This window comes from Pedobacter rhodius (assembly GCF_027213645.1).
In the GTDB taxonomy this organism is placed as follows: Bacteria; Bacteroidota; Bacteroidia; order Sphingobacteriales; family Sphingobacteriaceae; genus Pedobacter; species Pedobacter rhodius.
Map to the genome: position 1 here is coordinate 190673 of NZ_JAPWGL010000006.1, position 13863 is coordinate 204535.

A 13863-nucleotide genomic window follows, 5' to 3' on the forward strand; every position below is an offset into this window, starting at 1 on the left:
GGGATCTTAGAAAGAAATGTGATTCAATTTTTTGGGGGTTAGAAAGTAAAATCAGCGTAGGTCAGCGGTTTTCAAATCAGCGTGCATCAGCGGGAAAATTTATATTTATTTCTCCCGCAGATTTTCGCAGATAAGAAGCGCAGATTTTCGGGGATTTTAAAAAAAACGTAATTCAATTTTTGGGATTAGAAAGTAAAATCAGCGTAATATGCGGGAACTTCTTTATATTATAAGTTATTCACCTTTCTAATTATTGATCCAGAAATATCATCTGTATTGAAGTTTACAAGCAGTCCCAACTTTTTGCCTGATAATTTTAAATAAGTTATAACCTGTTTATGGTGAACATTCATAATATTTTCAACGGATTTTATTTCTACGATGACTTTATTCTCAACCATCAAATCCATTCGATAGCCTACATCTAACTTAATTGATTCATAAATCATTGGTAAACCGACCTGAGCAGTAAAATTTAAACCCTTTTTAGTTAATTCAAAGCATAACGCAGCTTCGTAAGCAGACTCCAATAATCCTGGTCCTAAAGTATTATAAACATTAAAAATACACCCTCTTATTGCGTAAGCTATTTCATTCTCTGTCATATTGATTATCCAATTATTTGAATTTACAACTATTTGGAGTATAATTTGTAGTTTATTTTTCAATAGATAAGAATTGAGGATTATATTTATTTTTCTTTCCCCCGCAGATTTTCGGGGATTTTAGAAAGAAATTTAATTCAATTTTTTGGGGTTAGAAAGTAAAATCAGCGTAGATCAGCGGTTTTCAAATCAGCGTACATCAGCGGGAAAATTTGTATTTATTTCTCCCGCAGATTTTCGCAGATATGGAGCGCAGATTTTCGGGGATTTTAGAAAGAAATTTAATTCAATTTTTTGGGGTTAGAAAGTAAAATCAGCGTAGATCAGCGGTTTTCAAATCAGCGTGCATCAGCGGGAAAATTTATATTTATTTCTCCCGCAGATTTTCGCAGATAGGGGCGCAGATTTTCGGGGATTTAAAAAAAATCAATTTTTAGGGTTGGAAAGTAAAATCAGCGTAGATCAGCGGTTTTCAAATCAGCGTGCATCAGCGGAAAAATTTGTATTTATTTCTCCCGCAGATTTTCGCAGATAAGGAGCGCAGATTTTCGGGAATCTTAGAAAGAAATGTGATTCAATTTTTTGGGGGTTAGAAAGTAAAATCAGCGTGCATCAGCAGGAAATTTTATATCATTTCTTGATAAACACAATCCTATTACCGAATTTGCAATCTTATTATTTTACCTGCAATGAGAAAAATCATATTATTAATTACTACTCTCTATTTTTCTATACTTTCAATAGCTGCCCAAACGAAACCACCGTTTTGGGATGATGTACAAACCATAAAAAAGTACGATCAGCTATTTAAACCACCTGTTCATCCGGTACTTTTTGTGGGCAGTTCGTCTATTAGAAAATGGGATAACCTGACGCAGGTTTTCGCTAAATACAATGCGCTAAATCGTGGAATTGGTGGTGCCGTAATAAATGACATTACTTTTTATCTTAATGATGTTGTTTTTCCTTACGAGCCACGCCAAATTGTGTTGTATGTAGGCGAAAACGATATTATTAATGATAAGGTTACTGCTGATACGGTACTAAACAGAACCGTCGCGTTGTATAAGGCAATCAGGGCTAAATTGCCTGTTACCCCTATCGCTTACATATCCATAAAGCCAAGCCCAAGCCGGGATAAATTCAGGGATAAAGCTGTTGCATCGAACGAACTCATCAAAAAGTTTTTGGCCGGCGAGAAGAACACTTCGTTTATTGATATTTTTCCTAGAATGCTTCAGGATGGGAAATCAAGAAGCGAATTATTTGTTGACGATATGCTGCATATGAATCCTGACGGTTATGCAATCTGGGAGAAAGCAGTCAAACCTTATCTGATAAAATGAAAGCTAAAGTAAAATGATATTATTACCCGCTGTTACGATTAATCTTAGAATAATAATTTATTAAATCTAACCGACTGATAGAAAAACACATGTATTTTGTACATTTGGTTTCAATCAGATTTAGCCGGTATGCCCATAAAGTTTTACGTATCCATTATACTCTTCTTTTTTTCTTTTCAAGTTGTTTCAGCTCAAAATAAATATAATTTGAGCGGGACAATCCGGGATGCAAATACCGGCGAAACCTTAATTGGTGCAACCGTCAAATTAAGCGGTAAGACTACAGTAGCTACCTCAACCAATGCCTATGGTTATTATGCTTTAACACAGCCTGAAGGCGATTATACGGTGATCATCAGCTATGCTGGTTATATCTCTGCTACTAAGGCCATTAGCTTAAATAAAGACATCAAACTTAATGAAGAACTTAAAACGGCTAATGATTTAGAAGAGGTTACGGTTAGTGCTAAAAATCGTAAAAATGAAAACGTTAAGAGCGCACAAATGGGATTGGAACGGGTAGATATGAAATCTCTAAATTCCATCCCTGTTCTGCTGGGCGAGAAGGATATTTTGAAAACAATTCAGTTATTACCTGGTGTAAAATCGGGCGGTGAAGGAAATACCGGCTTCTATGTACGTGGTGGTGCTGCCGATCAGAACCTGATCATTTTAGATGAAGCCGTTGTTTACAATTCATCACACTTACTGGGCTTCTTTTCAACTTTTAATGCCGATGCCATTAAAGATGTTAGCTTATATAAAGGTGGCATGCCGGCACAATATGGTGGTCGTTTATCATCAGTTTTAGATGTTAAAATGGATGATGGCAACAACAAGGAATTCAAATTTCAGGGCGGAATTGGTTTGATTGCTTCGAGGTTAAAAGCTGAAGGACCAATTGTTAAAGATAAAGGTTCCTTTATGGTCAGTTTTAGAAGAACGTATATCGATTTATTTTTGAAAGCTTCACCCGATTCATCTGTAAATGGCAGCACGCTAAATTTTTACGACATTAACGCAAAGGCGAATTATAAAATTGATGATAAAAATACCATATACCTTTCGGGTTATTTTGGTAAGGATAATATTGGTGTTAAAGATTTATTCGAGAATAACTGGGGAAACGTAACCACAACTTTGAGGTTAAACCATATTTTTAGCGACAGGCTTTTCTCCAACACTTCATTAATTTATAACAACTATAATTATACCGTTCGGTTGTTAAATGATGTTACAAATTTTAAGGCTACATCGTTAGTTCGTGATTTTAATTTCAAACAGGATTTCCAGTATTTCAGCAATAAACATACCCTTCGTTTTGGTTTAAATGCAACTCACCACCGCATTTCACCAATTGATATTACAACCACGCAAGAATCGCAGGTTAACCCCTTAACGCAAGAAAAACGTTATGGATTGGAAAGTGCCGTTTATGTATCTGATGAATGGGCCGCAACCGAAAAGCTTAATTTTTTATATGGTGTTCGGGTTGCAGCATTTTCATTGCTTGGCCCGGGGAATTTCAGTACTTATGATGCGGCTGGAAATATTACTTCAACAGAGAATGTCGAAAGTGGGAAATTCTACAAAAACTACCTGAATTTGGAGCCGAGGTTTTCAGTAAGCTATCTTTTCAATGAGGAAAATTCAGTAAAAGCGTCTTACAACCGTAACACACAAAATATTCATATTTTAACTAATGCAACTTCAAGTTCACCGACTGATCAATATGTGTTAAGTAGTAATAATATAAAACCTGAAATTGCCGACCAGGTTGCAATTGGCTATTTCAAAAATCTCGAAGATAATAATTACGAATTTTCTGGTGAAGTATATTACAAATGGCTTCAAAATCAAATCGATTATAAAAATGCAGCCCAGTTACTGGCGAATTCAAATATAGAATCAGAATTGCTTTATGGTTCGGGAAGAGCCTACGGACTGGAGTTGTTTTTTAAAAAGAAATTCGGCAAACTAAATGGCTGGGTTGGTTATACTTTATCCAGAACGGAAAGAAAATTTGCGGAATTAAATAATGGCAACTATTTCCCGGCAAGGCAGGATAGAACACATGATGTTTCGCTGGTTGGTATCTATAATATGAGTAAACGCTGGACATTCTCCTCAAGCTTTATTTACAGTACAGGAAATGCCGTAACTTTTCCGGCAGGTATTTACACAATCGGCGGTCAAACCGCTTATTATTATACGGAAAGAAATGCCGGGCGAATGCCCTACAATATGCGCCTGGATGTTAGCGCAACCCTGGAAGGTAAAAATAAGGGTAAATATCAATCGAGCTGGAATTTTGGAATTTATAATGTATTGGCTCGAAAAAATCCATATTCTATCGAGTTTAAAACCGATCCCACCAATACAAGCAGAACCGTGGCAGAACAAACATCCTTATTCGGACTTATACCTTCGGTAACCTGGAACTTTAAATTTTAACCGACATGAAAAAACTATTTATATATCTTTCATTTTTAGGCTTGTTATTCACTTCATGCAAAAAAATTATCACTATAGATACGGATAATGCGCCACCTCAAATCGTAATTGAAGGAAAAATTACCGACAGATTAACTACACAGCAAATTAAAATAACCAAAACCATTGGTTATAGCGATGCACTCGTATTTCCAACCGTTTCCGGGGCAAGCGTAAAAGTTACGGATAGCAGAGGTAACAATTATATTTTCTCCGAAACCGCCCCTGGAATTTATACGAACAGAATGCGGGGTGTTTCTGGCGTTACTTACAATTTAGATGTAACTGCTGAAGGAAAAAATTATACAGCAAGTTCGAAAATGCCTAATAATGTAAAGTTAGATTCTATTGGTATAATTGTAAATTCTTTCTTTGGAAACGAACGAAAAACTGCTGCGGCCTATCTGGTAGATCCAATCGGTGAAACCAATTTTTATCATTTTAATTTATATGTTAACGATTACCTTTCTCAGCGTTTTTATGTATCGAACGATCGCCTTACCAATGGAAATCAACTTCGGATACAGTTATTTTTTAAATCCAATAACAATAATAACGATAGCGACGAACTGAATAGCAATGACAAAGTAAGGGTAGAAATGGAGTGTATCGATTCAAATATATTCGATTATTGGTATGCATTAAGCGAGCAATCCGGTCGCGGTCCGAATCAAGGTACAACGCCGGCAAATCCAACTTCTAATATTTCAAATAATGCACTAGGCTATTTTAGTGCGCATACCTATCAAACATTAAGCATTGTTGTGCCTTAATATAATTAGAACATCCTTAAAATTTCGCTGTTAATATTGGTATGAAAGTTTTTATAACTGGCAATATAGCCGAAAGTGGAATTGAATTATTAAAAGAAAATAATATAGCTATCACCCAATGGAAAGAAAACAGGCAAATCAATAGGGGCGAGTTAATTGAGGTGTGCCAGGGTTTTGATGCCTTGGTAAGTGTTGGCCCAAATAAAATTGATGCAGATTTTCTCAATGCCTGCAAGCATTTAAAGGTCGTTGCCCTGCATTCTGTTGGCTTTGATAATGTAGATATTAAGATAGCAAAGCAGTTAAATATCCCGATAGGAAATACCCCGGGCGTTTTAAGCGGTGCTACCGCCGATACGGCTTTTTTATTAATGCTTGCCGTATCCAGAAAGGCTTTCTATTTGCATAAGAAAATAATTAAAGGACAGTGGGAAAACTATGAACCCACACCAGAACTCGGTATCGAACTGAACGGCAAAACCTTAGGTGTTTTTGGTATGGGGAAAATCGGACTTGAAATGGCGAAAAAATGTATTGGGGCCTACGGGATGCGGGTAATTTACCATAACAGGCATAAAAACGAAGCAGCAGAAAATGAAATTGGTGCAAAATATGTTTCTTTTGAAGAGTTGCTCGAACAAAGTGATGTACTGTCTGTTCATACCGCATTAACACCGGAAACCAAAGGTAAATTTAACCTGTCAGTTTTTGAAAAAATGAAACCCCAATCCATTTTTATAAATACAGCCAGAGGCGGAATTCATAACGAAAGTGATTTAATTACCGCCTTAAATGAAAAGTTAATCTGGGGTGCTGGTTTAGATGTTACCAATCCTGAACCAATGAATGCTGATAACCCACTGCTAAATATGGAAAGTGTAGCTGTTTTACCCCATATTGGTTCTGCAACAGCAGAAACCCGAAGCGCAATGGCAAATTTAGTCGCCAGAAATATTATTGCAGGTTTAAAGGGCGAAAAGTTACCACATCAGGTATTTTGAACCGTAGTATATTTCCTTATTAAAGTAAGTACCATGTCAATTTTGGCTTAAATTTTATTTGTATATTCGTTTACTTCATCTCTCAAATAATCATTAACTTTTAATCTAAATTAACAAAAGAGAAGTTCACTTTGTAAGCCCATAATATTGCTTTCCTGCTTTATGCAGGGATACCGATGTTGCCGGCGTACGATCGGAACAATATGCTGTAGCTACAATTTATCATGAAATGGTACATGCAGAGTTGAGGAAACTTTTCCCTGAAGATTCACAGGGAAAGATATTAGTTCCCGCTCAACACGAGTATATGGCGCAAAATTTTGTTGATAAAATAAAGACATCTCTCAAAAGTTTATTTCCTACTCTATCAGACCCAGATGCCTGGGCATTATCATGGGGTGGTTTAAAACAAACCTCATTTTTCGATTTACTTAGTAATGAAAATAAAATAATGATAGGGGAGATATTAATGAAGTATAGCGACAAAGATAGATATGATAAACTGGGTAGCTATTGTAACTAATTGTATAATTGGTGTAAACTGAAATAATTATGAAGAAAACATTAATAGTCGGGTTATTATTATTATCAATAACTCAAATTTGTTATGCGCAAATCGTCGATTTATCAAAACAAAATCTGAAACTCGGTATTGGTTTCAAAGAAGCCTATATGAACAACCCTTTTATAAAAAAAGCATTCGTATTTTCTATAAGTGTTTCTGTTAATAAATTAGGAAAGATAGACTCTATTTATTTTTCTAAAACTGAAGACGTAGAATTGGGAAATGCTATGGATATCAATCAAATAAGAAAATCCGTTATTGCTGAACAAACATTTTTTGGCCATTATAAAAACTGTGTGGTTGTTATACCTGTAATGGGGTTAAATCTAAATGATCAATATATTAGCAATCAACAGTCTTTATTGCGTGAATGGAGCGGGCTGTTTCCAAATGTAAATAAATTCAAAAGTAAGCGGGTTATATTATGTAAGCCTGTAAGTTTTTGGTTTGTAACGAATGATGATTGAAAACTCTTGGCTTAAACGTGTATTTTCTGACTTCCTGATCCGATGCCTGGATTCTTTCTAGGATGTTTTAAAAAGACTTCACTTTTAATCTATTTTGTGGATATATGAGAAAGCAACAATTTCTTCAATAAACAAGCAATTTTCTACTAAACCAAATCATCTATGATTACTTTTTTAGAACGTTATTGTAAACTGGAGCGTTAGATTGTGCATTAGCGTGAAGACGCCAGCTTTGACAACGCGCTTTCTAATGCGATATTTAACGTTGTCAAAGCAATACACAAATTCTTCTTTAGGCTTAAACAATGGTTATTTAACAATGTACCTGAAAATTGATCGCCCGATATTCCCATTTCCGTCTATACCCTCAACAACTACTTTATACTGGCCTTTGCCATCAGCATTAAAAAATTCGAATGAGGTAAGTCCGGTTTTATCAGTAACCACTTTTGGATTCCAGTAAATGGTTGTTCTTAAATCGTTCCTGTTCAGGTTAGCAGGTATATCGTATTTAGGTACATAAAATTGACGCTCTTTATTATAACCCTGAGGGGAAAAAGTAACTTCATAATTTTTTGGCAACATATCCATCAGCTGGCTTTTGGAAATTTTGGTTCCTTTAGGTGCTTTCTTTTGATTAATTACAATTACACCGTTAATACTATTGGCCCTGTTAACCAAACCAAGCTCATCTTTTAAGAAGATTTCGACAGATTCTACCGTTGAAGGGTCGATGGCGTTTAACTGATTTACGTCCATCAGCATTCCGTTAATGAAAATACCCATAGGTGTTTTATTTCCCTGATTATAATCCCTTGTAACGTAGAAGATATTATCTATAAAGGTTGTTCCGGTGGCCATGGTTTGAAGACAATTTATAAGCAGGTTACAGCCCGTTAATCTATCGCCGGTAATTTCATGGTCGGCCATTGCAGATAAACCTGTTAATGCGGGGTAATCTTTATGACTTACTTTAGGTATAGCTGCCGCTTTAATGGTAACATCTTTTAAGGTATGCAAATAAGAATATTGCTTTTTACTGTTATCCAGATAGGTTGTTAAAGTGCTGTCGATGTTCAGTACTTCGTCGGCTGCACTAAAGTTTCTGCTTATACTGGGTACAGGCGTTCCATTTAAGCTTAAAGTCATGTTTTTATAATTTACGTTATATTTGGCTGTAATGGTAACCTTCGATGAATCGTTTAAATTAAGGTTTGAAAATTTAAAATTTCCTACCGGATCGGTTGTACCTTCCAGGTTAAACCTTTTATCGGGAATGGTTAAAAGTAACGCACCCTTACGAACAGGAATGCCATTTGACATTCTTAAAATCCCCGAAACCTCAATTCCTTGTTCAGGAAGGAAAGTGATTTTTGGAAGCTTATTTTCTAAAATATCAGTGTAAGCGTAACTACGGTAGCCTTGCGTCAATAAAAGTATATCCAAATCAGAAGCTTTTTTAGCATCGGGAGTTCCAAAATAGTAATTAGGTTTTTCAACATAGCCTTTAACATCACTATTTAACAGGAGGCTTGTTAAAATTGTACTCGCGCCGTCTTCATTAAACGGAACTTTTGTTTCATCAATAACCGATACGGAAAAATTACCCTCAACCGGTAAATCATCTTTTTTGGCAGAAAGGTTTATTTTAACTTTTTTCTTTGCTCCATACGTTGCAACCGGGCTGGTTAGGGCCAAAGCCAATGTACTTTTATTTTGGACAAAAATTAACCTTTCGCTTAAAGGTTTTCCGTCTTCTGCCATTAAGGTAAACTGAGTTATACCTAATGGAAACTTGCTTTTAGGTATTGCTGTTCCATATTCTTTATTTGAGAGTGTCGTTTTTGCACCATAGCAAATTACGCCTTTGCTTTGTGCAATCAGATAGAATTTTTTGCCCTGGTTTGCCTGGAAAAAATTATCGTTTGAAACAATTTTTAAAGCGATGTTTTCTGCATCTGTATTGTCGGCGCTGATCTTAATGCCGGAGGCTAGCACATTTGGTAAGTTAACATGTTGGGTTGTGCCATCCGAATAAGTAACCGTTGCTTTATAGATTTTGCCTGCTTCTGGTAAAAAACTAAAGCTGCCCATGCCTAAATGCTGCGCAGTGAAAGTTGCAACCTGCTTTCCTTCGCTGTCTGTTACGATACCTTTAGCATTTATGCCAAGACCATCGCTTTTTATTGCTTTGAAAGCAACCTTGTTAGATAAGCCGGCGATAAGATTTCCTCCTTCAGGAAAAAATTGAAAATCTTTATTAACGATTGCATTTTTGAGTTGGAAGGTACTGCTAACAACATCTTTATCCGTTGTATTAATACTCGTAATCAGTTCGCCTTTTTGTAATTGATATTCTGCTTTTTGATTAGCCGTCATACTGATGGTTAAGTAGCCATTCGCATCAGTAGTACCTCTTCCTTTTGCGATAGAAGTATAGCTGGTAACCACCTGCCAGGTTACATTCTTATTTGCATAAGGCTTATTGTTGATGTCTTTAAACTGAACACGGGCATCTATCTTTTCTTGTTTATCTGTCGATAGATTTTTATAACTGATATGGGTTTTTAATTCCTTATCAATTGCTTCACCGATATAAAATGTTTTATTAAAAAAAGCAGGGTCACTTGAATTCAGCATCCAGTTTGTATAAGCCCTGAAATGGTAATTTCCCTGTTTATAACGTTCCATAGATAATGGAATATTACCTTCTGCTAAACCGCCGGTTAAAGGTAATTTAACGGTTTCAATCAGTGAATCGCGTTGATTGATAACATCAACGTACACAATTTTACTGATTCCGGAGAGAAAATTTTGATTTTCTGTAACATAAGCCTTAAACCATATGGTATCGGCAACGGCATAATACGGTTTATCAAAATGAATATGAATTTTCTCAGTCGGGTAGTCGGTTAAAACCTTGTTCGTTTTTGAAATAATAGTATTAATACTTACGGTATCAGTTTGGGCTGATGAAGAAAAGTTTACAGCGAATAAAAAAGAAATAATTATTAATAAAATTCTAAAAATCTTCATGAACAGGAAATTAATTACAAAGATTGTAAATATATCCAATTATAAAGAGAGCACATAGCTTGCGGTTAGGTTTAACATTTTTTTACATATTAAAGCCGCTTTTGTTATGTACAAAAGCGGCTTTAACACGTGTTCTAGGATGAGAATTTTCTATTTATATTCAATCAGAAATTCATTTAACGGTCTGCGAACTTTTTTCAGATTAACCAGCCAGTCGTTAGCTTCATCCCGGTAGCCTAATGGCAATAGGGTAACACTTTTTACGCCATGTTTATCTAAACCTAAAAGTTCGTCGAGTGCTTGGGCGTTAAAACCTTCCATTGGTGTCGCATCAACTTTTAATAAAGCCGCTTCTGCCAGCGCCATACCAAAACCAATATAAGCCTGGCGGGCAGCATGATTAAAGTTTTCCTGGGCCGGTCTTCCTAAAATCATTCCTTTTAACTGTGCTTTATAAGCATCTGTCACCGAATCCGGTAAGCCGCGTTCGGCATTCATATAGCTGAAAAATCCATCAATATCTTCTTCAGTATAGTCTTCAAATGCTGCAAAAATTAATAAGTGAGACGAATCTATAATCTGCGACTGATTAAATGCAATGGGTGCAATTTTTTCTTTCAGCTCCTGGTTGGTTACCACGATTACCTTGAATGGCTGTAAGCCAGACGACGTTGGCGCCAAATGCGCTGCAGCTATAATTTTATCTACCTTTTCTTGTTCAACAGGCTGACCATTCATTTTTTTTACGGCATAGCGCCAGTTCAAAGCTTCTAATAAACTCATATTTTTATATATTTTATTTTCAATTTATAAAACAAATATGCGAATAGTATTAATAGACTTTGTTGATGTATGGTAATAAAGCACGCCGTATCTTTGGAAGAAATGAGGAATGGATATTATTTTTTATCTGTAAATTTTATATCTGTTCTGACAGGAAAATGATCGGATAATTTAGCTTTGGTGATTTGATAATTTAGAATATCAAAATCCTTGCTGGTTGCAATATAATCGATTTGGAAGTTCGGAAATTTTCCATTGTAGGTTTTGCCAAAACCCGAACCTTTTTTAATGAAAGCATTATTGAGGTCTTTTGTAACCTGATTTACCGTATAGGAAGCCGGTGTGTCATTAAAATCGCCGGCAATCAAATAAGGGGTTTTACATTTGGCCATCTCTTTCTTCATAATATCAACCTGCTCGCTTCTTTTAACAAATGCATATTTAAGCATTCTTAAAATCCTTCTGGAGGCATATAATTTGCCCCTCGTTTTTTTTACTAACTGATCAATAAACTGATAATCCTGCGGCTGAAAACTTATGGATTGAAAGTGAACATTAAAAATCCTGACTGTTTTTCCCCTGACATCCAGATCGGTATAAATACTCATATTGTCGCCAAAGGCTTCAAATAAGATTTCTCCTTTTTCTTTTATCGGATATTTTGAAAAAATCGCTAATCCAAAAGCCTCATAATCATTATTTCCAGCCGGGCGGAAATAATAATAATCGGTTTTTAAAAGTCTTTTTAAACTGTCTATGGTATTAAAATTTCCTTTTCGTCTGGTGTAAAATTCCTGAAAGCAGATAATATCAGGATTCTGATCTTTAACAACCTGAAGCATTTTTTCTTTTACGGGAATTGTGTTGTTTTCTCCAAATAACTTAAAACTGTGCACGTTATAAGTCATCATTCTGATGGAACCCTCTGCCTTTTCTGTGCCGCCTTCATCACCCCCAAAGCCAAACGTAGCATGAATTGTTTTATAACCGATTGCAATAACAAACAAAACCAGGATAGAAAAAACCCATTTTTTTCTTAAAACCCACCAGATTAAAAATAAAATACTTACAAAAAGCGAGTAAGGATAGGCCAGAGCGAAATAAGCAAATAAAAAATTACTGCGTGGATCGATACTTCCGGCAAGGGTTCCGAGCAATAGACATACCGCCGAAACAATTGTTAAAGGCAAAAATATTTTGTCGGAAAAAGTATATTTAGATTTTGACTTAGGCATTTAATCTTTACTGGCTTTAAACAATTTTTCTTTTTCAGTAGCTGTTAATTTATCATAACCTGATTTAGATATCTTATCTAAAATTTCATCAATTTCATTTTGTGAAACACCTTTAAAAGTAGGCTTTTTTATTGGCTGCTCATTTTTTACAACCCTTAATTTTGGCTTTTTTTGAAAAATCTTACTCCAATCAGCTCCATTTTGCAGCATTTTTATATAAGCAAAACCTAATAGTGCACCCCCGATGTGTGCTAAGCTGCCGCCGGCATTTGTAGAGCCAATGGCTAAGAAATCAAGAACGAAATAAACTATTGCAATCCATTTTATCTTTACCTCGCCAAATAAAAATAATAGGATGGTGTAGTTAGGTACTAACGTTGCCGCGGCAACAATAATTGCCATAACAGCTGCAGATGCACCAATAATATTAACGTTAAAAAGTCCTCCGGAGAAAACAGGGAATAGGTTCAAAAACGCTACAGCAAATAAGCCCCCAAATATACCTCCTGCGAGATATACAAAATGAAATTGCCTGCCCTTCAGGAAATTCATAAAGATGTTTCCAAACCAATATAACCCCAGCATATTGAAAAGAATGTGCAATATACCGGCATGAAAAAACATGTATGTGAAAAATGTATAAAACCGCTCTGGTAGTTTCGAAATGCTCGCAGGTAAGCCTACGTATTCAAATAGCCAGGTATTAAAACTTATTGAACTGCCGCTTAAAAACACAAAAATGCCGATTATAGCAGGAATCAGAAATAAAATAACATTTAAACCGATGTAAAAAAATATCGGATTACCAGAACGGAATACCTTAAAACCTAAATCCTTGAAAATATTGTTATTCATAGTACGTGTAAAATGTGTCTTTATCTTTCCATACTTTAACTAAAATGAAGCCGATTAATGCGCCGCCTAAATGAGCATAATGGGCCACTGAATCTCCGGCGAACTTGCCAACGCCTAAAACTAGTTCAATAATTATATAAATGGGAATAATATATTTAGCCTTTACCGGTACCGGGATAAACATAATCAGTAATTCTGCATTTGGATAAAGCATGCCGAATGCCACTAATAAGCCGAAAATTGCGCCTGAAGCACCAAGCATTGGTCCATAGTAAATTTCGCCCATCATTTTAATTTTATCTTGCGGCGCAGCTAAATTCTGCGTTACATCGAAAGTTACATGGCCAACAACCGAATAAACTTCATAAGCCTGTACAGCCCATTGTAGGGCCAAAGCACCAAGGCCTGTTACAAAATAAAAAATAATAAACTTCTTTGCACCCCATCGGCTTTCGAGCAAGCTACCAAAACTATATAGCGCAAACATGTTAAAAATAATGTGAAAATAATCAACCGGACTGTGCATAAACATGTAAGTAATCGGTTGCCATATTTTAAAATCAGGAGAATCGAAATAATAAACAGCAAACCAATCGACAAAAGGATAGCCACCGTTTGGCCTGAAAACCAATGTGCCAATAAAAAAAATTACGTTTATAATTAGTAAATTTTTAACAACTGGCGGAATATGTATTCTATTCATT

General features: G+C 35.6%; 12 protein-coding genes. 6 read left to right on the forward strand and 6 right to left on the reverse strand.

Annotated features, from left to right (window positions below; all coding sequences use genetic code 11):
• Window positions 1-227: 227 nt before the first annotated feature.
• Complete coding sequence (locus O0931_RS19100; RefSeq protein ID WP_269417088.1) at window positions 228-668, reverse strand: GxxExxY protein; 441 nt, start codon at window positions 666-668, stop codon at window positions 228-230.
• 626 nt (window positions 669-1294) lie between these two features.
• On the opposite strand from O0931_RS19100, the gene O0931_RS19105 reads away from it, so the two are divergent.
• The 6 genes from O0931_RS19105 to O0931_RS19130 all read left to right on the forward strand — a co-directional run bounded on the left by O0931_RS19105 (window position 1295) and on the right by O0931_RS19130 (window position 7250).
• Window positions 1295-1951 (forward strand): GDSL-type esterase/lipase family protein, encoded by a 657-nt coding sequence (locus O0931_RS19105; RefSeq protein ID WP_269417089.1) that lies wholly within the window; start codon window positions 1295-1297, stop codon window positions 1949-1951.
• 129 nt (window positions 1952-2080) lie between these two features.
• Window positions 2081-4405, forward strand: a complete 2325-nt coding sequence (locus tag O0931_RS19110) for a TonB-dependent receptor (protein WP_269417132.1) — start codon at window positions 2081-2083, stop codon at window positions 4403-4405.
• Window positions 4406-4410: 5 nt separating this feature from the next.
• Window positions 4411-5217, forward strand: coding sequence for a DUF4249 domain-containing protein (locus tag O0931_RS19115; protein WP_269417090.1), 807 nt, complete (start codon window positions 4411-4413; stop codon window positions 5215-5217).
• 41 nt (window positions 5218-5258) lie between these two features.
• Window positions 5259-6218, forward strand: a complete 960-nt coding sequence (locus O0931_RS19120; protein WP_269417091.1) for a 2-hydroxyacid dehydrogenase — start codon at window positions 5259-5261, stop codon at window positions 6216-6218.
• Between the two features lie 229 nt (window positions 6219-6447).
• Window positions 6448-6741, forward strand: coding sequence for a hypothetical protein (locus O0931_RS19125; protein ID WP_269417092.1), 294 nt, complete (start codon window positions 6448-6450; stop codon window positions 6739-6741).
• A 29-nt stretch (window positions 6742-6770) separates the two neighbouring features.
• A complete protein-coding gene (locus O0931_RS19130) occupies window positions 6771-7250 on the forward strand; it encodes a hypothetical protein (RefSeq protein WP_269417093.1) in 480 nt (159 codons plus the stop codon).
• Window positions 7251-7559: 309 nt separating this feature from the next.
• On the opposite strand, the gene O0931_RS19135 is transcribed toward O0931_RS19130, so the two are convergent.
• The 5 genes from O0931_RS19135 to O0931_RS19155 all read right to left on the reverse strand — a co-directional run bounded on the left by O0931_RS19135 (window position 7560) and on the right by O0931_RS19155 (window position 13862).
• A complete protein-coding gene (locus tag O0931_RS19135; RefSeq protein ID WP_269417094.1) occupies window positions 7560-10286 on the reverse strand; it encodes an Ig-like domain-containing protein in 2727 nt (908 codons plus the stop codon).
• Between the two features lie 150 nt (window positions 10287-10436).
• A complete protein-coding gene (locus O0931_RS19140; RefSeq protein ID WP_269417095.1) occupies window positions 10437-11069 on the reverse strand; it encodes a nitroreductase family protein in 633 nt (210 codons plus the stop codon).
• Window positions 11070-11185: 116 nt separating this feature from the next.
• Entirely contained in the window at window positions 11186-12304 is a 1119-nt protein-coding gene (locus O0931_RS19145; RefSeq protein ID WP_269417096.1) for an endonuclease/exonuclease/phosphatase family protein, read from the reverse strand.
• Complete coding sequence (locus tag O0931_RS19150; RefSeq protein ID WP_269417097.1) at window positions 12305-13159, reverse strand: rhomboid family intramembrane serine protease; 855 nt, start codon at window positions 13157-13159, stop codon at window positions 12305-12307. It lies immediately after the preceding gene.
• Window positions 13152-13862 carry a rhomboid family intramembrane serine protease gene (locus O0931_RS19155; protein ID WP_269417098.1) on the reverse strand — a complete coding sequence of 237 codons (711 nt, stop codon included), beginning with the start codon at window positions 13860-13862 and terminating at the stop codon, window positions 13152-13154. The genes O0931_RS19150 and O0931_RS19155 overlap by 8 nt, the downstream gene beginning before the upstream one ends.
• Window position 13863: the final 1 nt, after the last annotated feature.